The sequence below is a fragment of the Pseudomonas sp. SED1 genome, assembly GCF_034044025.1.
Taxonomy (GTDB): domain Bacteria; phylum Pseudomonadota; class Gammaproteobacteria; order Pseudomonadales; family Pseudomonadaceae; genus Aquipseudomonas.
In genome coordinates this window covers 1-21842 of record NZ_JAXCIS010000148.1, presented here as the reverse complement: position 1 = coordinate 21842, position 21842 = coordinate 1, and the positions used below count along the sequence as shown (strand labels likewise).

Below are 21842 nucleotides of genomic sequence, written 5' to 3'. Positions count from 1 at the left end.
CGCAAAGGATGGATACGTGAGCGAAACAGCCTTGCCTAAAGATGAAGCTCAGCCCGCGCTTGATGCGCCTGTTGAGACACCGGTTACCACCGCCCCGCGCCGTGGTAACGGCCTGGCTATCGTGGCCTTGTTGCTCGGCGCTGCCGGTGTTGCCGCCGGTGGTTGGGGGATCTGGCAGGTCCGTGCACTGCAGGCGAGCAGCCAGCAACAGCTGGGCCAAGTGCAGACCCTGGACGACCAATCCCAGAGCCTCAAGCAGAGCCAGCAGCAGCTGTCGGCACGCCTGGGGCAATTGCCGGGTGCTGAAGAACTGGAAGAGCGTCGCCGGCTGGTGGCGCAATTGCAGGGCGACCAGCAGCGATTGAGCCAACGCCTGGAAACCGTGTTGGGTGCCAGCCGCCAGGACTGGCGCCTGGCCGAGGCCGAACACCTGATCCGCCTGGCCAGCCTGCGTCTTTCCGCCTTGCAGGACATCAACAGTGCCCAAGCGCTGGTCCAAGGCGCTGACGAAATCCTCCGCGAACAAAGTGATCCCGGCTCGTACGCCGCCCGTGAGCAGTTGGCCAAGAGCCTCGCCGCGTTGCTCAATATCGAACAGCCGGACCGTACCGGGTTGTACCTGCAACTGGCGGCATTGCGCGATCAGGTCGTGCAACTGTCGGCCATCGCCCCGGAATACCAGCTCCCGGAAGCCGCCAATGGGGGCCGTCCGACCGCCGATACGGAGAGCCGCTGGAGCCAGTGGTGGGAACAGATCTCGCGGTATTTCCGCATCGACTTCAACCCGGATGACAACATTCGTCCGCTGCTGGCAGGGCAAGGTCTGAATCAGGTGCGCCTGGCGCTGAGCCTGGCGCTGGAGCAGGCGCAATGGGCGGCGCTCAACGGCGAGCCGGCAGTGTATAGCCGATCCTTGGGCGAGGCGCGCAGCGTCCTGCAGGACAACTTCAATCAAGACAACCCGCAAAGCAAAAACATGCTGGCCCGTATTGCCGAGCTCGAGCCCAAGGCTGTCTCGGTGGTAACGCCGGACCTGGCCGCAAGCCTGGCCGCCGTGCAGGCTTACCTTGACCGTCGCCACCTGTCTGCCGAAGAAGCCAAGGTTTCTGCTGGCAAGCCGGCGACCCAGGAGTAAAGCCGATGAAGCGTTTCTATGTGATCCTGGTGCTGGCGATTGCGATCGCCCTGGCACTGGCTGTGGGCATTTCGAAACACACCGGTTACGTGCTGATTACTTATCCCCATGTGCTGCATTACGAGTCCGGACTTTGGTCGACGCTGGTGGCGGTGTTTGCCATTGGCTTGGTGATCTATCTGGTCAGGGTGCTGTTGAGCCTGGTGCTGACTTCCGGTGGTGTGGTCAACCCATGGTCGCGGCGCAATCGTAGTCGTCGTGTTCAGATCGCCATCGAACAGGGTCAGATGGACCTCGCCGAAGGGCGGTGGGCCAGTGCCGAGCGTCACTTGCACCGTGCGGCCGAAGCGGAACGCCAGCCATTGCTCTACTACCTCGGCGCTGCCCGCGCGGCCAACGAACAGGGCCGTTATGAGGAGGCGGACGGCCTGCTGGAGCGGGCGCTTGAGCGCCAGCCCCAAGCAGAACTCGCGGTGGCCTTGAGTCATGCGCAGTTGCAGATGGACCGTGGTGACACCGAGGGTGCCCTGGTCACCTTGCAGGCCATGCATGAGCGGCATCCGCATAACGTCCAGGTATTGCGTCAATTGCAGCGGCTGTATCAACAGCGCGGTGATTGGTCTTCGGTCATTCGGCTATTGCCGGAACTGCGCAAAGACAAAGCGCTGCCGCCTGCCGAGCTGGCCGACCTGGAGCGTCGTGCATGGGGCGAGAACCTGACCTTGGCGGCCCAACGCGAAGAGCAAGGCGAAGCTGGTCAGCAATCCCTTGAGCGGGCGTGGCAGCAATTGACTTCGGCCCAGCGCCAGGAGCCGCAACTGGTGCTGGCCTACGCCGAGCAACTGCGTCAATTGGGCGCGGATGCCAAGGCTGAAGAGGTGCTGCGTGGTGCGCTCAAGCGTGAGTACGACAGCCATCTGATCAGGCTCTACGGCTTGCTGCGAGGCAGCGATTCGGCGAAGCAGTTGAAGTTTGCCGAAGGCTGGCTCAAGGACCATCCGGGCGATGCCAGCCTGTTGCTGACCCTCGGCCGCCTGTGCCTGCAAAACAGCCTGTGGGGCAAGGCGCGGGACTACCTGGAAAGCAGCCTGCAGGTGCAGCGCAATCCCGAAGCCTGCGCCGAACTGGCACGCCTGCTGGCGCAATTGGGCGACACCGAGCGCAGCAACCAGTTGTTCCAGGAAGGCCTGGGCCTGTTGGACAAGCGTCTACTGGCGTCACCTCTGCCTGTGCCGGCACGGGTTTGAGGTAGGAAATGGCGTAGGGGTTGCCTCAGAGTTGTCTCGTGGGCAACCCTTCAATAGCGCTCAATAGCTGTAGGCAATATGGCTTGTAGTAAACTCCTACGCAGACGGGCGTTTAATCGCTCACCTTCTGACGGGATATCCCTACGCTCTCGCGGAATCGTCTGCTCTGGCGCGTATTGAAAGGGGTAAGGCCTTTCCTCTACCGTAACTACCTATCTCTTGCGTTGCGGATAAACAATGTCTTTGGCCCCCTCACGCTCCCTGTTCCTCCTGGCGTTCCTGGCTGGTGCGCTGACGCTGGGCGCGTCCTTTTACCTGGAGTATGCCGCGCTGTTGCGGCCTTGTTTCCTGTGTCAGGTGCAACGAATTCTTGTGGCGGCCTTCACGCTGATCAACCTGGTGGCGGCGATTCATGGGCCCAAGCGTTCCGGGATCTACGTGTATTGGGCGGCGAGCATGGGCTGTGCCGTGCTGGGCGCCATCACCGCCGTACGCCAGGTGCTGCTGCAAAATACGCCGCCGGAGCAGCTGCCGACCTGTTGGCCCGGCCTTCAATCCATGATCGAAAACCTGTCGATACGAGAAGCGTTGGCCCTGATGTTCAAGGGCAGCGTTGACTGTGTGGAAATCAACTGGACGCTGTTCGATTTAAGTATTCCCGAGTGGAGCCTGCTGTTCTTCGTGGCGATGCTGATCCTTGGTGTAGCGCAGTTCTCGCGGTTGGCGTTGAGTCAGCGTTTTGGCCTTGCACGGCACTGACAGGTGCCCGCGGGTTGTAGGAAGGGATTAAACACTTGTATGAACTTTCTCTCCTGCGTACCTTGATGCCATAGTCGTGCGGGCATAATCTGGCCCGCACGCGTTAGTGAAACAGACTGTTCGATGCACGTCTGCCCGGTTGCCGCTTTAACCTTGAAGTGTTGCGCGGGCAGCGGGCGGCGCCCCTATAGGGAAGAGAGATCATCATGTTGGAAAGTTGTCAGAATGCTCAGGAACGCTGGGGTGGGGTGCACAAACTGATCGATGGTTGGTTGAAAGCGCGTCACGAACTGGTTCGGTCCTTTGATGCTCTCGGTGCCAAGCCCGAAGCGCTGAGCGAGAACCGCAAGCCGTTGCAGGAATTCTGCGGTGTATTGGTGGACTACGTCTCGGCGGGGCACTTCGGTGTCTACGAGCAGTTGACCAAAGAGGCCGAGGCCTTCGACGATCAACGTGGCTTGGACCTGGCAGAAACGATTTACCCGCGCATCGATGTCATCACCGAGAAGCTGCTGGCCTTCAACGACCTGTGTGATGCCGGCAAATGTGTCGCAGAAAAATTCAAAGAGTTGGGCGGTTTGCTGCATGAGCGTTTCGAGCTGGAAGATTGTCTGATCGAAGTGCTGCACAATGCTCACAAGGAAGAGTTGGCGGCCAAAGCCTGACTCGCCGCAACACAAAAAAACGGTGCGCATTGCGCACCGTTTTTCGTTTGGGTTCAGGCACTCGCGCCGAGTAATTCGATCTCAAATACCAACGGTGTGTAAGACGGGATCAACTCGCCGGCACCGTCAGCCCCATAGGCTTGGTCGGACGGAATCACCAGACGCCATTTCGCACCCACCGGCATCTGTTGCAACGCGCTTCGCCAGCCGCTGATCACACTGTCCAGGCGAAACCACTGAGGCTGCGTGCTTTTGTCGAAGACAGTCCCGTCGGGTAAACGCCCAACGTAATTCACTTGCACGCGATCATCGGCCGCAGGTTTTTTTCCGCTGCCAGGGGTCAGTTCGGTCATCAGGATGCCGCCTGCCAATTCGCGCACACCACTTTTGGATTTCTCACTGGCTAAAAATTGTTGCTCGGCAGCCAGAGCCTTTTCACTTTGTGGTGCTCGATTGTCCGGTGCGTTTTGCGCTTCGTGCTGGGCAAGTATCTGTTCGATGCGTGTGTCGTCCAGCGCCAGCGGCTTGCCCTGGTAAGCCTGTTTGAGGCCGTCGATCAGTGCCTCGAGTTGCAGGCCCGGCATCTCCTGGCGCAGGCGCTCACCCAGGCTGGCGCCCAGGCTGTAGGCCAGGTCGTGGTCATCTTTGGACGGGGATTTCTCACTCGAATTGGCCACTGAAAGCGCCAGGCCCAACACTAAAAAAAGGTAACGCGACATGGGCGTTCTCCAGCCGAAAGTGCGATGGATTATGCCAGTGTGAATGCTTAAAAAGTGGCGTGGATTTTCGTTATATCAATAAGAATTTTCGTGCGGTGCAACGCAAGCCAATCGATACTGTCAACATGCCCTAGCGGCGGTAAGAGCAGAGGGCTAGTATGAGCCGCACCCACGTCAGCCAGGAGGTAAACCATGTCGGCCAAACAGAAGCCTGTAAATACCCCGTTGCATTTGCTCCAACAACTTTCGGGCAGCCTGCTCGAACATTTGGAAACTGCTTGTTCCCAAGCCTTGGCTGATGCTGAGAAGTTGCTCGCCAAGCTTGAAAAACAACGCGGCAAAGCTCAGGAAAAACTGCACAAATCCCGTACCAAACTGCAAGGCGCCGCGACCGCTGGCAAAGCCAAGGCACAAGCCAAAGCCAAGGACGCCGTCAAAGAACTTGAGGACTTGCTCGACGCCCTCAAGGATCGTCAATCTGAAACCCGCACCTACATTTCCCAACTCAAGCGTGATGCTTCCGAGAGCCTGAAACTGGCTCAGGGTGTTGGTCGTGTGAAGGAAGCTGTAGGCAAAGTGCTGAGCACCCGTGCTCCGGCTAAAGCTGTTGCAGCCAGCGCAGCGAAGAAGCCAGCCAGCAAAGCAGTCGCCGCCAAGGCACCTGCGAAAGCTGCGGCCAAACCTGCGGCAAAAGCACCGGCTAAATCGGCTGCCAAGCCAGCCGCTAAAACTGCTGCTGCGAAACCAGCCGCCAAGCCAGCTGCTAAAACGGCTGCTGCAAAACCAGCCGCCAAGCCAGCTGCTAAAACGGCTGCTGCGAAACCAGCCGCCAAGCCAGCTGCTAAAACTGCTGCTGCGAAACCAGCCGCCAAGCCAGCTGCTAAAACGGCTGCTGCAAAACCAGCCGCCAAGCCAGCTGCTAAAACGGCTGCTGCGAAACCAGCCGCTAAGCCAGCTGCTAAAACCGCTGCTGCGAAACCAGCTGCCAAGCCAGCCGCTAAACCTGCTGCTGCGAAACCAGCCGCCAAGCCAGCTGCTAAAACTGCTGCTGCAAAACCAGCCGCCAAGCCAGCTGCTAAAACCGCTGCTGCAAAACCAGCCGCCAAGCCAACTGCTAAACCTGCTGCTGCGAAACCAGCTGCCAAGCCAGCCGCTAAACCTGCTGCTGCGAAACCAGCCGCGAAGCCAGCTGCTAAAACCGCTGCTGCAAAACCAGCCGCCAAGCCAACTGCTAAACCAGCTGCCAAGCCAGCTGCCAAGCCAGCCGCTAAACCTGCTGCTGCAAAGCCAGCCGCAAAACCAGCAGCCGCCAAGCCTGCACCGGCCAAACCAGCTACCCCAGCTGCAAAGCCTGCGACACCGGCACCGGCTGCCAGCACCGCAGCGCCAACCGCTCCGGCCAGCAGCACGCCTGCACCGGCAGCGCCAAGCGTCACCCCAACCAGCGCTTCCTAAGTGCTGGTGACTGCGGCGCGCAGCTGATGCAGCGCGTCGTGGTCAAGGTTGGCGGTTTCGGCCGCCAGTCCTTCAAGCCACGCTTGAACGCCCGCCTCGGCCATCGGCCAACCCTGCGCAACGCCTTCCAGGCGCGATAACAGCAGCCGCTCAGCTTCCAGCTCCAGAGCCTTGACCCGTTCCCGTAACGCTCCCAGCTCAGCATCCTGCTGCGCCATGGCCCGCCATTGCGTGCGCACTTGCCGCAGCGGCTCGACCACCTCCGCCTGCCACGGCTCGGCGACCTGCCGAAGTGCCTGCAAACGCGACGTTTCCGGCGCCACGCCACGCTGCTCCAGCCACAACCCGCACAACATCAGGCACACATCAGCCCCTTGCGCCTGCAGGCGCAGGCACGCGTCCTCGACGCCCGGCCGGGCGTAAGTCGAGAGGGCAAAGCTCCACAGGTCAGCGCACATATTCACACCCAAGCCAGCGGCCAACGAAGCTGGTAGACTCCGCCGCCATTATGATCCGACTTCAAAGCCTAACATTACAGCGTGGCCCGCAACGTCTTCTCGAAGACGCCGAGCTGACCCTGCACGCCGGTCACAAAGCCGGCCTGATCGGTGCCAACGGCGCCGGCAAATCCACGTTGTTCGCCTTGCTGCTGGGTGAGCTGACGCCTGATTCCGGGAACTGTCTGCTGCCGGCCGACTGGCGCATCGCCCATATGCGCCAGGAGATCGACACCCTCGACCGCATTGCGATCGACTACGTGCTCGATGGCGACCTGCGCCTGCGCCAGGTGCAACACGACCTCGCCGAGGCCGAGAAAGCCCAGGACGGCGCCGCACAGGCCCGCCTGCACTCGGAACTGGACAGCGCCGACGGCTACACCGCCGACGCCCGCGCCCGCAAGATGCTTGCCGGCCTTGGCTTTACCAACGAACAGATGGACCGCCCGGTCGCCGACTTCTCCGGCGGCTGGCGCATGCGCCTGAACCTGGCCCAGGCGCTGATGTGCCCCTCGGACCTGTTGCTGCTCGATGAACCGACCAACCACTTGGACCTCGATGCAATCCTGTGGCTGGAAGACTTCCTCAAAAGCTACCCGGGCACTTTGCTGCTGATTTCCCACGACCGGGATTTCCTCGACGCCGTGGTCGACAACATCGCCCACGTCGACCAGAAGAAAATCACCCTTTACCGCGGCGGCTACAGCGCCTTCGAGCGCGCCCGTGCCGAACGCCTGGCCCAGCAGCAGCAAGCCTACGAGAAGCAGCAGGCGCAACGTGCGCATATGGAAAGCTACATCGCCCGGTTCAAGGCCCAGGCCACCAAGGCCCGTCAGGCCCAGAGCCGGATCAAGGCCCTGGAGCGCATGGAAGAACTGTCGGCGGCCCACGTCGATTCACCGTTCGACTTTGTGTTCCGCGAGTCGGTGAAAAACTCCAGCCCGTTGCTGGACCTGTCCGACGCCCGCCTGGGTTATGGCGACAAGACCATCCTCGAGAAGGTCAAGTTGCAGCTCACCCCCGGCGCGCGGATCGGCCTGCTCGGCCCCAACGGTGCGGGCAAGTCGACCCTGATCAAAAACCTCTCGGGCGAATTGCAGCCTTTGGCCGGCCGTCTGGTGCGCGGTGAGAACCTGGTGGTGGGCTATTTCGCCCAGCATCAGTTGGACTCCCTCGACGCCAAGGCCAGCCCGCTGCTGCACTTGCAGCGCCTGGCGCCGACCGAACGCGAACAGACCCTGCGAGACTTCCTCGGTGGTTTCGACTTCCGCGGTGCGCGCATCGACGAGCCGGTGTTGAATTTCTCCGGTGGCGAAAAGGCCCGCCTGGCCCTGGCGTTGATCGCCTGGGACCGGCCAAACCTGTTGCTGCTCGACGAACCGACCAACCACCTCGACCTGGAAATGCGCCTGGCGCTGACCATGGCCCTGCAGGAATTCAGCGGCGCGGTGTTGGTGGTGTCTCACGATCGGCATTTGCTCAAGAGCACCACGGATAACTTCCTGCTGGTGGCTGACGGCAAGGTCGAGGAATTCGACGGCGATCTGGAAGACTACGCGCGCTGGCTGTCGGACTACCGCCTGCGCAACGCGCCGGTCAGCAACACGCCGGTCAACCCGGACAAGACCGACAAGAAGGCCCAGCGCCAGGCCGCTGCTGCATTGCGTCAGCAGCTGGCACCGCACAAGCGTGAAGCCGACAAGCTGGAAGTCGAGTTGGGCAAGATCCACGAGAAGCTGGCGAAGATCGAAACCAGCCTGGGTGACAGCGCCGTGTACGAGCCGGCCCGCAAGGATGAATTGCGCGACCTGCTGGCCGAACAGGCCAAGCTCAAGGTGCGTGAGGCACAGTTGGAGGAGACCTGGATGGAAGCCCTCGAACTGCTGGAATCCTTGCAAGCGGAGCTGGAGGCGTTGTCCTGATGGAAGCGCTGCAACTGCCCCTGCCGGCCCAATGGATCGCGCCGATCTGGGTGGCCGTACAGATTTTGCTGATCTTGCTGGGCGGCTATCTCGCCCAGCGGTTCGTCGCCAAATGCCTGAACCGCCTTGGGGAGCGTTATCCGTTCCCGCCGCAGTTGCTGATGCCCCTGCGCGGCGGCCTGCGCTGGCTGATCATGGGCAGTGCGCTGATCTTTGTGCTGGAGCGCCTGGGCGTGTCCGCCACGGTGCTGTGGACGGCGTTGTCGGGCTTTGTGGCGGTGGCTGCGGTGGCGTTCTTCGCCATGTGGTCGGTGTTGTCGAACCTGCTGTGCGCCATTCTGATCTTCACCGTTGGGCCGTTCCGCTTGGGCGACGTGGTCGAGTTGGTGGACACCGTCGACAAGCCCGGCGTCAAAGGCCGGGTGGTGGCGATCAATCTGCTCTACACCACGCTGATCGAAGTGGAAGAGGCCGGTACCGGCAGTGTCATGGTGCAAGTGCCCAACAGCCTGTTCTTCCAGCGCTCGGTGCGCCGTTGGCGCGACACAGACATTACCGGCCTGTAGGAGCGAGCTTGCTCGCGAAAAGCGTCAACGATGACGCAGCGCTTCCGATAGTCCGTGGTGCCTGTGGGTTTTTCGCGAGCGAGCTCGCTCCTACAGCAAGAATTCTGTAGCCAGCCCTTATGTGTCGGAGTTAGCTTAGTGCCGACAACGAATTTGATACGAGGTGTGTAATGGCTCTCGACACATGGCTGGCCTTTTTCCTGGCCAGTTGGATCATCAGTCTCTCTCCTGGCGCCGGCGCCATCGCGTCGATGTCCAGCGGCCTGCAATACGGTTTCCTGCGTGGTTACTGGAATGCCCTGGGCCTGCAACTGGGCCTGGCGATGCAAATTGCCGTGGTCGCCGGCGGCCTGGGGGCGATCCTCGCGGCATCCTCCACGGCGTTCTACGCGATCAAATGGTTTGGCGTGGCGTACCTCGTGTACCTGGCCATCAAGCAATGGCGCGCGCTGCCAACCGACCTTAGCGATGACGCGGCGATTCGCCCGATCGGCAAGCCGATGGCGATGATGTTCCGTGGATTCCTGGTCAACGCCAGCAACCCCAAGGCCCTGGTGTTCATGCTGGCGGTGCTGCCACAGTTCGTGAACCCGCAAGCGCCGCTGCTGAACCAGTACCTGATCCTGGGTGCGACAATGATCTGCGTGGACATGATCGTGATGGCCGGCTACACCGGGCTGGCGTCGAAAGTGTTGCGCTTGCTGCGCACACCCAAGCAGCAGAAACGCATGAACCGCACGTTTGCCGGGCTGTTTGTTGGTGCGGCGGGGTTCCTGGCCAGCTTGCACCGCGCAACGGCATAACTGACGAAACCGGATAAAAAATGTGGGAGCGGGCTTGCTCGCGAATGCGGAGTGTCAGTCACCAGATGTATTGACTGATTCACAGCATTCGCGAGCAAGCCCGCTCCCACATTGGTTTTGTGTTGCATGTACTTCCAGTGATCAGCGCAAGATCTTCGGCGCTTCATCCCGTGGCAGGTTATTGCGCAATGCAGGCTGCCCCGGTTGCTCCTGATAACCACCGCCAAGTTGTTCGGCCAACTGCCGCGCAACATCCTCGCCCAACGCCTTCGACACTTCCCGCACCACACGAGGCCGGTTCAGGCTCACGCGCACGTCACGGTTGTTCACCAGCTTGGTGTCCTGGCCTTCGCCCATGGCCGTAAACGCCGAGGTGATCTCAAAGGTGCGGGTGTTGATCAGGCTGAAGTCTGCCACCAGCGTCAGGCCCAGCACCGCCGAATAACTGTTGGTGTGGTCCAGCGCGTTGACGTCCTGGGTGAAGTCGATGTCCGACAAGGTGCCGAACAACACGTAGTCCGCGCCCTTGAAGTTACCGGCCTTGATCCGCTTGATCACGTCATACACATCGCCCTTGGCGTCAGCGGTGTACGGCGTGCCCTGCACCAGCTGGAACTGCCGCGACTTGAGGATTTCACCCTTGATGTCGCCGCTGAACTTGCGCAGTTCGGTCTGCTCGATGTAGCTGTTGCGGCTCTCGTACTCGCTGTAGCTCGAGCCGCCGCTGGCGCTATAGGCGCTGGCCTGGAAGTTGTTGCTGGCCGCGACCTGGTGAATGTACTCCTCCACCCGGGCCTCGTAGGCCAGGTCGGTCACCGCGATCTTCGGTGCGGCCGAGGCGCCAAAGGCGCACAACAGGCCGATCATGCCGATCCATGCACGCATTGCTTAGCGCTCCGTGGTCTTGCGGATTTCTTTTTCGTCCATCCATTCGGCCAGGCCGCTTTCAACGTCAATCAGTTGCAGGCTGAACTTGTAGAACACGTCCTTGTAGTCCGAGCTGCGCTTGACGATGGAGCTGATGGAGCCTTCCAGACGGTACTTGGCGGCGACCATGTTGCCGGTCTTGCTGACGGTCGACTTCTTGTACAGGCCGCTCTGGTTCTGCAGCTTCAGTTGGTCGACCTGGCTTTGCATGTCGGTGTTGTCGCTGGCGAAGCGAGCGGTGCCGGTCTTCATCAGCTGGGTCTTGATCGACGTGGTGATCTCGCGGGTATCGATGTACTCGCTGGTCTTGTTCTTCACGTCATATACCTGCACCACCGGGCGGCCCTGGAGGATGCCGGACTGGGCCAGGGAGCGGGTCATGCTTTCGGCGATCATCTGCAGGTCGGTGGAACCGAACTCGTTGGTCACCAGTTCCACGGCCTTGGTGTCGCCGTAGCTGATGTTTTTACCGCCCAGTACCGGCGAGGTGTTGGCGCAGCCGCTGGCCATAACGGCGACCACGGCGAGGAACGAGAAGCGTGCAAACATGGGGATGTCTCTCTGAAACTGAATGAGTGGGCGGATCAAGGCGTTTTCACTTCAAGGCGGAAGTCGGCAGCCTGGGGCAGGTTGGCGATGGCCGGCAGGAAGGTCGCCTGGTTTGCGTAGAGGTTCAGCACTTTCCAGGTTTCTTCGTCGCCCACCGGGAAGCCGTCGGCGCCCAGCCAGGCGAAGCGGTAATACATCATCTGGTTGCTGCTGGTGATATTGCTCAACTGCACCTTGGCGGTCAGGAAACCGTTTTCCCGGGCGACGCGGATCGCGCCGACGGCGATGCCCTTGAACTTGCCCATCACCACGATTTTGCTCGCGGCGCTGCCAGGTTCCGGCGGTGGCGGGGTGGCGCAACCGGCCAGCAGGATCAGCGCCAGGGCGCCGAGGATGAAATGACGCATAGCGTGCTCCTTAAGGTTGTTTGAGAGTGGCGACGGCCTGGGGCGGATTACTCTGCACCACATGGGCCGCAAGACCGCCGGCGAATACCTGGTTGCCGACCACGCGCAAGGTGATCACTTGGTAGCGCTGGTCGGCCTTGACCGTTACCAGCGTGCCGCCCAGGGCGTTGGGCAGGCTGACCTGGTGCTCGCCGTGCTTGAGGCGCAGGCGTGTCACTTGGGTCATGTCCGGCAACGTGCGCCAGGTGCGGGTGTCGGCGCCTTCGGTGACGGCCGAAGCGATACCGAGTACCAGGCCCGCCATCGGGTTGGTCTTGTTCAGGTTGTTCTGGGTGACGCCGCGAGTGACGGCCCGCACGGTGGTGCGCAGGATGATGCCCGGCATGTCATCCCGCAGGGCGCGGCGGGACATGGCGGTGGTGCTGTTCAGGGCCGTGAGGTTCTGCTGCTGGCCATCGACCCCGATCTGCGCGAAGGTCGCGGTGGAGGTGTCGGCCTTGATCACCGGGAACGACAGCGGGGTGATCACCAGGTGGCCGTCGATGGGGATCGGCAACGGCAGGCGAATCGAGTCGCGGGCCGGTGCCAGGCCGCTTTGCACCACGATCAGCACGTCGGTCTCATCGGCACCGACTTTGGATTTATCCAGGTTGAGCAGCGCCTGTTCCAGCAGTGGGGTGTTGGGGCGCAGTTCGGCGGCCTTGCGGTAGCCCGGCGCGGCCAGGTCTTTTTCGCCCAGGGCTTCGTAGACGAAGCCGGCCAGGTAATGGCTGAACGCGCTCTGGTAGCTGTTCTTCAGGCCCACCACTTCCGGGGCATTGAGGCTTTCCACCGGGTAGCCGCGCAGGTCCTTGAACTGGGTTGCGATGCCCTGGCGCTCGGCTTCGTTTTCGCTCTTGAGGTATTCCTTGTCCCGCAGGTCGGCAATCACCGCTTCGCGTTCGTGGGTCTTCTTGATCTCGGTGCGGGCACCGTCGAAGTCGTTCAGCGCCAGCAGGTTCAGGGCCATCTGCGTGGTGAGCATGACTTTTTCGTAGTCGTAGCCTTCGTAGCGGCGGACCTTGTCATTGACCAGAAAGGAGCCGAACTGCGCGAGGTACTTATCGGTGTCGAACTTGACCGACTCTTCCCACTTGTAGACTTGCAGGTCGGCGCTGCGCCAGGCGGTCTGGCTGCCGGTCAGGTCGCCCTTGGCCCGCAATAACTCGCCCTTTTCGAAGTAGTAGAGAAGGTCCTTGTCGTCGCCGGTGTTGTTCTTCTCAAGCAGGGTCAGCGCGCCGTCGACATTGCCGGTGGCCAACTGCTGGTTGGTGGCTTGCAGCTCGGTGTCGTAGCTGCGGAACATCGAACAACCGGACAACAAGGTGACTGATGCGAGCGCGAGCGAGGTAAAGGCGCGAGATGCCATCGAGGAGCTTCTTCCCTGAACGTAATCGGCCGAAGGTGCTGGTCGGACCGAATCACCAATGGCAGGAAGGCGTTGCATCCTGCCAATTCCTCATAAAAAGAGGAGCGAAAATGCCAGTTCGCAATAACGAAGGCGCGGCATTATAAGCCCGATTACTGGCAAAACAATGGCCTTTTGGATCCATTTTCCGGTAATGAGGCCAGCATCAGCCCTTGGGTAAACCCAGCCCATATCACTAACAACTTGAGTCAAACCCCGTAAGGTTTGACAATGTGTTACTTCGTATTTCCATTTGAGATCCATTCATGATTGCCCCCTTCCGTTTTCTTGCCTGGCTGGTGCTGCCGGCGTTGATGTCGTGCAGTTTCAACCTGCTGGCTGCAACTGCCGAGGGCGCGCCCCAAGCCCTGCATTTACTGGACTACATCGGTGCGGACTACCCCCCGACAGTGGAGGCGGGCAAGGTTATCGATGATTCCGAATACCGTGAACAGGTAGAGTTTCTCGGGGTGTTGCAGGGGCTGGTGGCCGATCTACCGGAAAAGCCCGAGCGCGCCGAGCTGATAAAAGGCGTGGATGAACTGCTGGCTGCCGTAACGGCCCATCAGGATGGCGCGTTGGTTGCTCACCAGGCCCGGAAATTGGGCGCCAAGCTGGCGGTGGCATATGAAGTCAGCCAAGCCCCGGCCATTACGCCCGACCCGACGCGTGGTGCGCCGCTGTACGCGCAGAATTGCTCGGTGTGCCACGGCGCCACAGGCGCCGGCGATGGCCCTGCCTCTGTCGGCATGACCCCGCCGCCCGCCAATCTGCGGGACGCTGCGCGCCTCGACCGGTTGAGCCTCTACGCGATCTACAACACCCTTGGGCTGGGCGTCGAAGGCACCGACATGCCGTCTTTCGCCGATCAACTGGACGACCGCCAGCGCTGGGACCTGGCCACCTACATTGCCGGCTTTACTGCCGACCCGGCTGCGGCGAAAAGCGAGAAGTCCTTCAACCTCGCTGACCTGGCGCGCCAAACCCCCAATGAAGTGCTCGCCGCCGAAGGCCCCGACGCCGTCGCCACTTTCCGTGCCCAGCGCGCGCAGCCGCCGCAGGTCAAGCGTGGCCCGGCGCAGTTGCTCGATTACACCGCGACCACCCTCGACAAAAGCCTCGCGGCTTACCGTAATGGCGAGCACGAGCAGGCCTACGACCTGTCGGTAGCGGCTTACCTGGAAGGTTTCGAACTGGTTGAAAGCTCTCTCGACAACGTCGACGCCAACGTGCGCAAGGACACCGAAAAGGCCTTGATGGCCTACCGGCAGTCTTTGCAGGACGGGTTGCCAATCGAGCAAGTGCAGCAGCGCCTGGACGTGGCCAAGGGCAAGCTCACCGAGTCGGCCGGCCTGCTGGGCAGCGATGGCTTGAGCTGGTCCCTGAGTTATATCTCTGGTTTGTTGATCCTGCTGCGCGAAGGCCTGGAAGCAATCCTGGTGCTGGCGGCGATCCTCGCGTTCCTGCGTAACACCGGCCAGCAATCGGCGGTGCGCAGCGTCAACGTCGGCTGGGGTCTGGCGCTGTTGGCCGGCTTGGCCACCTGGGCGTTGGCGGCTTATGTGATTGACGTCAGCGGCGCCCAGCGCGAGTTGCTGGAAGGCTGCACGGCGCTGTTTGCCAGCGTGATGGTGCTGTGGCTCGGGGTGTGGATGCACGACCGCCGTCACGCAGCCGCCTGGCAGGACTACATCAAGAGCAGCCTGGTGGGCGGCGGCGGGCGCTTCGGCTTTGCGATGCTGGCGTTCTTCTCGGTGTACCGCGAGCTGTTCGAAGTGATCCTGTTCTACGAAACCCTGTGGTTGCAGGCAGGCCCAGCCGGGCACAACGCGGTATTGGCCGGTGGTGCCACGGCGCTGGTGTTGTTGGTGGGCCTGGCCTGGGTGATTCTGCGGGGTTCGGCGAAACTGCCGCTGGCGCTGTTCTTCGGTATCAACGCGGCGTTGCTGTGTGCGCTGTCGGTGGTGTTCGCTGGGCATGGCGTCAAGGCGTTGCAGGAAGCCGGGATCTTTGGCACCCGGCCAGTGGCGTTCTTTGACTTCGACTGGCTGGGCATTCACGCCGATGCTTATTCGTTGAGTGCCCAGGCCGTGGCGATCCTGGCGATTGTGGTGCTGTACGGCCGCAGCCGGCTGGCTGAAAAGCGCCGGGTGGTGGCGTAATCATGCGCGTGTGGATCGATGCAGACGCCTGCCCACGGGCGGCCAAGGACCAGGTGGTGAAGTTCGCCCTCAAGCGCCAGTTCGAAGTGGTGCTGGTGGCAGGGCAGAGCCAGATCAAGCCGAGCTTCTCGTGTGTGAAGCTGATTGTGGTGCCCAGCGGTCCGGATGCGGCCGATGACTACCTGGTGGAGAACGCGGTGCCCGGCGAACTGGTGATCTGCAGCGATGTGCCGCTGGCCGACCGTTTGGTAAAGAACGGCGTGGCAGCGCTGGACCCGCGAGGCAAGGAGTTCAGCCCGCAGAACATGAGCGAGCGGCTGGCGGTGCGCAACCTGTTCACCGATCTGCGGGAGCAGGGCCAGATGGGCGGTGGTCCACCGCCCCATGGGGACAAGGACAAGCAGGCGTTTGCCAACTCACTGGATCGGATTCTGACGAGGCTGATGAAGGCCTAATCGTTCTCGTGGGTCAGCTCCAGCACTCGGTCCACCAGCTTGTTGATGCCTGACGCCACTTCGCTGATGCGCTTGCCCAGCATGTAGGCCGGGGTGCTCACCAGTTTGCGTGCCTTGTCTTCGACAATATCGTCCACCGCACACACCTGGTGGGTGGCGCCCATCTTGTCCATGGCGGCCGCAGTGTCGGCATCGTTACCGATGGTGCAGGTCACGCCGGGGCCATAGATCTTCGCTGCCAGAGCCGGCGAGATGCAGATCAGGCCGACTGGCTTGCCCGCTTCGGCAAAGGCTTCGGCCAGTTCCAGCACCTGCGGGTTGACCGTGCACCCGGCGCCTTCCACGGCAAAGTTCGACAGGTTCTTTGCCGCGCCAAAACCGCCGGGCACGATCAGTGCGTCGAAGTCCTCGGCGTTGGCCTCACGAATGTCCTTTACCTCGCCACGGGCAATGCGCGCCGACTCCACCAGCACATTGCGCGACTCAGGCATCTCTTCGCCGGTCAGGTGATTGATCACATGCAGTTGGGCAATGTTCGGCGCAAAACACTGCACCTCGGCGCCGCGCTGGTCCAAGCGCAGCAGGGTGATCACGCTTTCATGAACCTCGGCGCCGTCGTACACGCCACAGCCGGAAAGGATCACTGCAATCTTTTTGCTCATGGGCATTTCTCCTGATTCATGGCGTTAAATGTCTACCAATTTGTAACTCGATGCCAATGGGATATTTCGCGGTTACACCTAATCTTGATGTAACAATAATTGACCGGACTTGCCCATGGACTTCGTCCCTTACGCGGTACCGTTTTTCATTGCCTTGATCGTGGTCGAGCTGCTGGCCGACTACCGGCGTGGCCAACGCAACTACCGGGTGGCCGATGCCATCAACAGCCTCAGCACCGGCGTGCTGTCCACCACCACAGGGTTGCTGACCAAAGGTGTGGGCATCCTTACCTACGCCTTCGCGCTCAAGCACCTGGCGATCATCGAACTGTCGGCCCAAAGCGTCTGGACCTGGGTGTTCGCCTTTGTGTTCTATGACTTCTGCTACTACTGGCTGCATCGCATGGGCCATGAGCGCAACATCCTCTGGGCCGCGCATTCGGTGCATCACCAGAGCGAGGACTACAACCTCAGCACCGCCTTGCGCCAGACCAGCACCGGCTTCCTGCTGAGCTGGATCTTCTACCTGCCGCTGGCCGTGTTGGGCGTGCCGCTGGTGGTGTTTATCAGTGTGGCTTCCCTCAACCTGCTGTATCAATTCTGGGTGCACACACGCCATGTGCCGAAGCTCGGCTGGTACGAGTGGTTTTTCGTTACGCCGTCCAATCATCGGGCCCACCATGCACAGAACGCTCTCTACATGGATCGCAACTACGGCGGGGTGTTCATTATTTGGGACCGTCTGTTTGGCTCCTTCCAGGAAGAAGACGATAACGAGCCGGTGATCTTTGGCGTGACCACGCCATTGGCCAGTTGGAACCCGCTGTGGGCCAACCTGCAGTTTTATGCGCAGTTGTGGAGTGATGCACGGCGTGCTGAGAGCTGGTGGGACAAGCTGCGCATCTGGTTCATGCGCACCGGCTGGCGCCCGGCGGATGTGGCGGCGAAGTACCCGATGGCCAAGCCGGACTTGAGCCAGTTCCGCAAGTTCGAGGTGCCGCTGGACGGGCGCCAACAGGTTTACATCGCCCTGCAGTTTGCCGCGTACGTTGGCTTTGGCAGCTATTTGATGAATTTCGGCGAGGGCTTGCCGACCGCCGCCCTGGTGTTGGGCTGGAGCGCAATGGCGTTGGGGTTGTTCACCCTGGGGGTGGCGCTGGAGAATCGCCCATGGGCGTTGAAAGCCGAGCTGGCACGCCTGGCGCTGAATGTGCCGTTGGTGTGGCTGGCGCCGCTGGTGGGGCTGTGGCCGGCCAGCTCGTTGGGCTGGCTGGGCCTGGTCAGTTACAGCTTGCTCAGCGGCATCGGCCTCTACTGTTGCAGAGACCGGCTTACTCGACTGGCGTCGTAGGCTTTTCGGTTTTTGCAGGTTCGCCTGCCGCCAGGCGAACCTTTTCCGCAGCGCAGGCTTCGCGGGTCAGGCGGGCGTTCTTGACGCGCCGGCGGATCCACAAGCCCAGGCCCAGCACCAGCAGTGCGCCCAGTACCCACAGCTCATATTTCTTGACGCTGCCTAGCATGCCTTCCAGTACCGCGCCGAAATGGTAAGCCGCAGCCCCCAGCGCCGCGGCCCACACGGCGGCGCCAATCCCGTTCAGCAACAGGTAGCGGCCCGGCGGGTAGCCCGACAAACCAATGGCCACCGGCATCACCGTGCGCAAACCGTAGACAAAACGGAAGCTCAGCACCCAGATGTCCGGGTGCTTGCGGATGTGCTCCAGGGCCTTGTCACCCAGCAGTTGCCAGCGCGGCTTGCGTGCCAACAGTTTGCGGCCGTGCTTGCGCCCCAGGAAGTACCACAACTGGTCACCGGCGTAGCTGCCGAAAAAGGCAACGACCACCACCAGGTTGATATCCATGTATCCACGGAACGCCAGGAAGCCTGCGAGAACCAGAATGGTTTCGCCTTCGAAGAAGGTGCCTAGGAACAGCGCAAAGTAGCCGAAGTCATGCAGAAATTGTTGAAGCATGGTCTGGGTGCTGGCGAAATGAACGCGCAGCCTACGCCTTCGTGAACATTCATGAAAGTATCGAGATGTGTCACGAAGTGAACAATTCCTACATAAACGACGAATGCGACTACGGGTCGCATGCCGGTTGCCTTACGGTGCATGAGCTCACCACAACTGTAATTCCTTCGTCATAATGGCCGCTTATAACTGTCACGCTCGCCCGTCAAGCCGGGCTCAGGAGTCTGCCGTGAGCTTTACCCCCGCCAACCGCCTGTTTCCCGCCACCCGTCTGCGTCGCAACCGTCGCGATGATTTTTCCCGTCGCCTGGTGCGTGAAAACGTCCTGACGGTGAATGATCTGATCCTGCCGGTGTTTGTGCTGGACGGTGAAAATCGTCGGGAAGCGGTGGCGTCGATGCCGGGCGTGGAGCGCTTGACCCTTGATTTGCTGCTCGAAGAGGCCGCGAACTGGGTTGAACTGGGGATCCCGGCGCTGGCGCTGTTCCCGGTCACGCCGTCTGAACTCAAGTCCCTGGACGCCGCCGAAGCCTGGAACCCGGAGGGTATCGCCCAGCGCGCCACCCGCGCCTTGCGCGAACGCTTTCCGGAACTGGGAGTGATCACCGACGTGGCCCTGGACCCGTTCACCACCCACGGGCAGGATGGCATTCTCGACGAAGAAGGCTATGTTCAGAACGACATCACCGTTGATGCGCTGGTCAAGCAGGCCTTGTCCCACGCCGCAGCGGGCGCCCAGGTAGTGGCACCGTCTGACATGATGGACGGTCGCATCCAGGCGATTCGCGAAGCCCTGGAGCTGGCCGGCCACGTCAACGTGCGCATCATGGCTTACTCGGCCAAGTACGCCAGCGCCTATTACGGCCCGTTCCGCGATGCGGTGGGCTCGGCGCTGAACCTGGGCAAGGCCAACAAGGCCTCGTACCAGATGGACCCGGCCAACAGCCACGAAGCCCTGCATGAAGTGGCGGCGGACCTGGCTGAAGGTGCCGACATGGTCATGGTCAAGCCCGGGATGCCGTACCTCGACATCCTTTATCGGGTCAAAGAGGAATTCAAGGTGCCGACCTTTGTCTATCAGGTCAGCGGTGAATACGCCATGCACATGGCCGCAATCCAGAATGGTTGGTTGAGTGAAGGGGTGATCCTTGAATCCCTGACTGCCTTTAAACGTGCGGGTGCCGATGGCATCCTGACTTACTTCGCCGCCCGCGCCGCCCAATTGCTTAGAGAGCAACACTAGCCCTCACAGGAACACTCGATGAATACCGAAGGACTCACAGAAGTTGCCGTAAAAGACGCTCACCCGGTGGTTGAACAAGTCACCGAGACCCCGCCGGAGCTGGAGCCGGCACCGCCTGCCGTGGTGGCCGAAACGCCTGCCGCCGCACCAGTGCCGGTGGTTGCGATTCCCAACCTGGATGACAGCAGCCTGTACATCCATCGCGAGCTGTCACAACTGCAATTCAACATCCGCGTGCTGGAACAGGCACTGGATGAGTCCTACCCGTTGCTGGAGCGGCTGAAGTTCCTGCTGATCTTCTCCAGCAACCTGGACGAGTTCTTCGAGATTCGTGTTGCCGGCCTCAAGAAGCAGATCACCTTCGCCCGTGAACAGGCCGGCGCCGACGGCCTGCAACCGCATCAGGCCCTGGCCCGCATCAGCGAGCTGGTGCACGGCCATGTGGACCGCCAATACGCGATCCTCAACGACATTCTGTTGCCGGAACTGGAAAAGCATCACGTCCGCTTCATCCGGCGCCGTCACTGGACCACCAAGATCAAGACCTGGGTGCGCCGCTTCTTTCGCGACGAAATTTCGCCGATCATCACCCCCATCGGCCTCGACCCGACGCACCCGTTCCCGTTGCTGGTGAACAAGAGCCTGAACTTCATCGTCGAGCTGGAAGGTATCGACGCCTTCGGTCGCGATTCCGGCTTGGCGATCATCCCGGCACCGCGCTTGCTGCCACGGATCATCAAGGTACCGGAAGAGGTGGGGGGCGCTGGCGATAACTATGTATTCCTTTCGTCGATGATCCACGCCCACGCCGATGACCTGTTCCAGGGCATGAAGGTCAAGGGCTGCTACCAGTTCCGTCTGACCCGTAACGCCGACCTGGCGCTGGACTCCGAGGACGTCGAAGACTTGGCCCGCGCCCTGCGCGGCGAGCTGTTCTCCCGTCGCTACGGTGACGCGGTGCGCCTGGAAGTGGCCGATACCTGCCCGAAACACCTGTCCGACTACCTGCTCAAGCAGTTCAACCTGAGCGAGACCGAGCTTTACCAGGTCAACGGCCCGGTGAACCTGACGCGCCTGTTCAGCATCACTGGCCTGGACAGCCATCCGGAGCTGCAATACACGCCGTTCACCCCGCAGATCCCGAAACTGCTGCAGAACAGCGAGAACATCTTCAGCGTGGTGAGCAAGCAGGACATCCTGCTGCTGCACCCGTTCGAGTCCTTCACCCCGGTGGTCGACCTGCTGCGCCAGGCCGCCAAGGACCCGCATGTATTGGCCGTACGCCAAACCCTGTATCGCTCCGGCGCCAACTCCGAAATCGTCGATGCGCTGGTAGACGCCGCGCGTAACGGCAAGGAAGTGACGGCGGTGATCGAATTGCGGGCGCGGTTCGACGAAGAATCCAACCTGCAACTGGCCAGCCGCCTGCAAGCGGCCGGTGCGGTGGTGATCTACGGCGTGGTCGGCTTCAAGACCCACGCCAAGATGATGCTGATCCTGCGCCGCGAGGCCGGTGAGATCGTGCGTTACGCCCACTTGGGCACCGGTAACTACCACGCCGGCAACGCCAAGCTCTACACCGACTACAGCCTGCTGACCTCTGACGACGCGCTGTGTGAAGACGTCGGCAAGTTGTTCAGCCAGTTGATCGGCATGGGCAAGACGCTGCGCATGAAGAAGCTGCTGCACGCGCCTTTCACCCTGAAGAAGGGCATGCTCGACATGATTGCCCGCGAGACCCAGTTCGCCCTCGAAGGCAAGCCGGCGCACATCATCGCCAAGTTCAACTCGCTGACCGATCCGAAGATCATCCGCGCGCTGTACAAGGCCAGTCAGTCGGGTGTGCGCATCGACCTGGTGGTGCGTGGCATGTGCTGCCTGCGTCCGGGCATCGCCGGGGTCTCCCATAACATCCACGTGCGTTCGATCATCGGGCGCTTCCTGGAGCACACACGGGTGTTCTACTTCCTCAATGGCGGCGAGGAGCAGATGTTCCTATCCAGTGCCGACTGGATGGAGCGCAACCTCGACAAGCGTGTGGAGACTTGCTTCCCGGTCGAAGGCAAGAAGCTGATCATGCGGGTCAAGAAGGAGCTGGAGAGTTACCTCACCGACAACACCCACAGCTGGAGCCTGCAGTCGGACGGGCGCTACGTGCGCAACACCCCGACCGGCAACCAGAACCCGCGCAGCGCCCAGGCGACGTTGTTGGAGAAGCTGGGCAGCCCGATTCTGACGGTGAACTAAAAGCC

Annotated in this window: 20 protein-coding genes and 1 pseudogene; 13 read left to right on the top strand and 8 right to left on the bottom strand. The window is 61.3% G+C overall.

What is annotated here, in order from left to right:
- Nucleotides 1-16: 16 nt before the first annotated feature.
- From SNL23_RS19140 to SNL23_RS19125, 4 genes are all read left to right on the top strand, one after another.
- Complete coding sequence (locus tag SNL23_RS19140) at nt 17-1135, top strand: uroporphyrinogen-III C-methyltransferase (RefSeq protein WP_318303120.1); 1119 nt, start codon at nt 17-19, stop codon at nt 1133-1135.
- 5 nt (nt 1136-1140) lie between these two features.
- Nucleotides 1141-2382 (top strand): heme biosynthesis protein HemY, encoded by a 1242-nt coding sequence (locus SNL23_RS19135; RefSeq protein WP_318303119.1) that lies wholly within the window; start codon nt 1141-1143, stop codon nt 2380-2382.
- Nucleotides 2383-2619: 237 nt separating this feature from the next.
- Nucleotides 2620-3141 carry a disulfide bond formation protein B gene (locus SNL23_RS19130; RefSeq protein ID WP_318303118.1) on the top strand — a complete coding sequence of 174 codons (522 nt, stop codon included), beginning with the start codon at nt 2620-2622 and terminating at the stop codon, nt 3139-3141.
- Nucleotides 3142-3347: 206 nt separating this feature from the next.
- Nucleotides 3348-3806 carry an Rsd/AlgQ family anti-sigma factor gene (locus tag SNL23_RS19125; protein WP_076013113.1) on the top strand — a complete coding sequence of 153 codons (459 nt, stop codon included), beginning with the start codon at nt 3348-3350 and terminating at the stop codon, nt 3804-3806.
- A 53-nt stretch (nt 3807-3859) separates the two neighbouring features.
- Here the strand turns inward: SNL23_RS19125 and SNL23_RS19120 are convergent, their stop codons facing one another.
- The gene (locus tag SNL23_RS19120) at nt 3860-4525 is read right to left on the bottom strand and encodes an FKBP-type peptidyl-prolyl cis-trans isomerase (RefSeq protein WP_318303117.1); all 666 of its coding nucleotides are present in this window, start codon (nt 4523-4525) and stop codon (nt 3860-3862) included.
- A 192-nt stretch (nt 4526-4717) separates the two neighbouring features.
- Between SNL23_RS19120 and SNL23_RS19115 the strand changes: the two are divergent.
- Nucleotides 4718-5731: pseudogene (locus tag SNL23_RS19115) on the top strand (AlgP family protein); the annotation flags it as partial.
- A 245-nt stretch (nt 5732-5976) separates the two neighbouring features.
- Here SNL23_RS19115 and SNL23_RS19110 read toward each other — a convergent pair.
- Nucleotides 5977-6438, bottom strand: coding sequence for a TIGR02444 family protein (locus SNL23_RS19110; protein WP_167664023.1), 462 nt, complete (start codon nt 6436-6438; stop codon nt 5977-5979).
- 50 nt (nt 6439-6488) lie between these two features.
- Here SNL23_RS19110 and SNL23_RS19105 point away from each other — a divergent pair, with 50 nt between their 5' ends.
- The 3 genes from SNL23_RS19105 (at nt 6489) to SNL23_RS19095 (ending at nt 9768) form a co-directional block, all read left to right on the top strand.
- Entirely contained in the window at nt 6489-8399 is a 1911-nt protein-coding gene (locus SNL23_RS19105; protein WP_318303115.1) for an ATP-binding cassette domain-containing protein, read from the top strand.
- Nucleotides 8399-8965: a mechanosensitive ion channel family protein gene (locus SNL23_RS19100; protein ID WP_318303113.1), complete on the top strand. Its 567-nt coding sequence runs from the start codon at nt 8399-8401 to the stop codon at nt 8963-8965. Before SNL23_RS19105 ends, SNL23_RS19100 begins: the two co-directional genes overlap by 1 nt.
- A gap of 170 nt (nt 8966-9135) precedes the next feature.
- Nucleotides 9136-9768 (top strand): LysE family transporter, encoded by a 633-nt coding sequence (locus SNL23_RS19095; protein WP_003208844.1) that lies wholly within the window; start codon nt 9136-9138, stop codon nt 9766-9768.
- Nucleotides 9769-9909: 141 nt separating this feature from the next.
- Here the strand turns inward: SNL23_RS19095 and SNL23_RS19090 are convergent, their stop codons facing one another.
- The 4 genes from SNL23_RS19090 to SNL23_RS19075 are packed head-to-tail and all read right to left on the bottom strand — an operon-like array spanning nt 9910 to nt 13059.
- The gene (locus tag SNL23_RS19090) at nt 9910-10653 is read right to left on the bottom strand and encodes a penicillin-binding protein activator LpoB (RefSeq protein ID WP_318303112.1); all 744 of its coding nucleotides are present in this window, start codon (nt 10651-10653) and stop codon (nt 9910-9912) included.
- A gap of 3 nt (nt 10654-10656) precedes the next feature.
- Nucleotides 10657-11244, bottom strand: coding sequence for a penicillin-binding protein activator LpoB (lpoB, locus tag SNL23_RS19085; protein WP_076013106.1), 588 nt, complete (start codon nt 11242-11244; stop codon nt 10657-10659).
- Between the two features lie 35 nt (nt 11245-11279).
- Complete coding sequence (locus tag SNL23_RS19080) at nt 11280-11651, bottom strand: YcfL family protein (protein WP_003214024.1); 372 nt, start codon at nt 11649-11651, stop codon at nt 11280-11282.
- A 10-nt stretch (nt 11652-11661) separates the two neighbouring features.
- The gene (locus tag SNL23_RS19075; protein ID WP_318303110.1) at nt 11662-13059 is read right to left on the bottom strand and encodes a COG3014 family protein; all 1398 of its coding nucleotides are present in this window, start codon (nt 13057-13059) and stop codon (nt 11662-11664) included.
- 305 nt (nt 13060-13364) lie between these two features.
- Here SNL23_RS19075 and SNL23_RS19070 point away from each other — a divergent pair, with 305 nt between their 5' ends.
- Nucleotides 13365-15260 (top strand): cytochrome c/FTR1 family iron permease, encoded by a 1896-nt coding sequence (locus SNL23_RS19070; protein WP_318303108.1) that lies wholly within the window; start codon nt 13365-13367, stop codon nt 15258-15260.
- A 2-nt stretch (nt 15261-15262) separates the two neighbouring features.
- Nucleotides 15263-15715, top strand: a complete 453-nt coding sequence (locus SNL23_RS19065; protein ID WP_167664028.1) for a YaiI/YqxD family protein — start codon at nt 15263-15265, stop codon at nt 15713-15715.
- On the opposite strand, the gene elbB is transcribed toward SNL23_RS19065, so the two are convergent.
- A complete protein-coding gene (elbB, locus tag SNL23_RS19060; RefSeq protein ID WP_167664029.1) occupies nt 15712-16377 on the bottom strand; it encodes an isoprenoid biosynthesis glyoxalase ElbB in 666 nt (221 codons plus the stop codon). The genes SNL23_RS19065 and elbB overlap by 4 nt on opposite strands.
- Before the next feature lie 115 nt (nt 16378-16492).
- Between elbB and SNL23_RS19055 the strand changes: the two genes are divergently transcribed.
- Nucleotides 16493-17728: a sterol desaturase family protein gene (locus tag SNL23_RS19055; protein ID WP_167664030.1), complete on the top strand. Its 1236-nt coding sequence runs from the start codon at nt 16493-16495 to the stop codon at nt 17726-17728.
- Here the strand turns inward: SNL23_RS19055 and SNL23_RS19050 are convergent.
- Complete coding sequence (locus SNL23_RS19050) at nt 17709-18347, bottom strand: DedA family protein (RefSeq protein WP_318303106.1); 639 nt, start codon at nt 18345-18347, stop codon at nt 17709-17711. The two genes, SNL23_RS19055 and SNL23_RS19050, sit on opposite strands and share 20 nt — an antisense overlap.
- A gap of 229 nt (nt 18348-18576) precedes the next feature.
- Here SNL23_RS19050 and hemB point away from each other — a divergent pair, with 229 nt between their 5' ends.
- Nucleotides 18577-19590, top strand: a complete 1014-nt coding sequence (hemB, locus tag SNL23_RS19045; RefSeq protein WP_167664031.1) for a porphobilinogen synthase — start codon at nt 18577-18579, stop codon at nt 19588-19590.
- An 18-nt stretch (nt 19591-19608) separates the two neighbouring features.
- Nucleotides 19609-21837 (top strand): polyphosphate kinase 1, encoded by a 2229-nt coding sequence (gene ppk1 / locus SNL23_RS19040; RefSeq protein WP_076013100.1) that lies wholly within the window; start codon nt 19609-19611, stop codon nt 21835-21837.
- Nucleotides 21838-21842 lie beyond the last annotated feature (5 nt).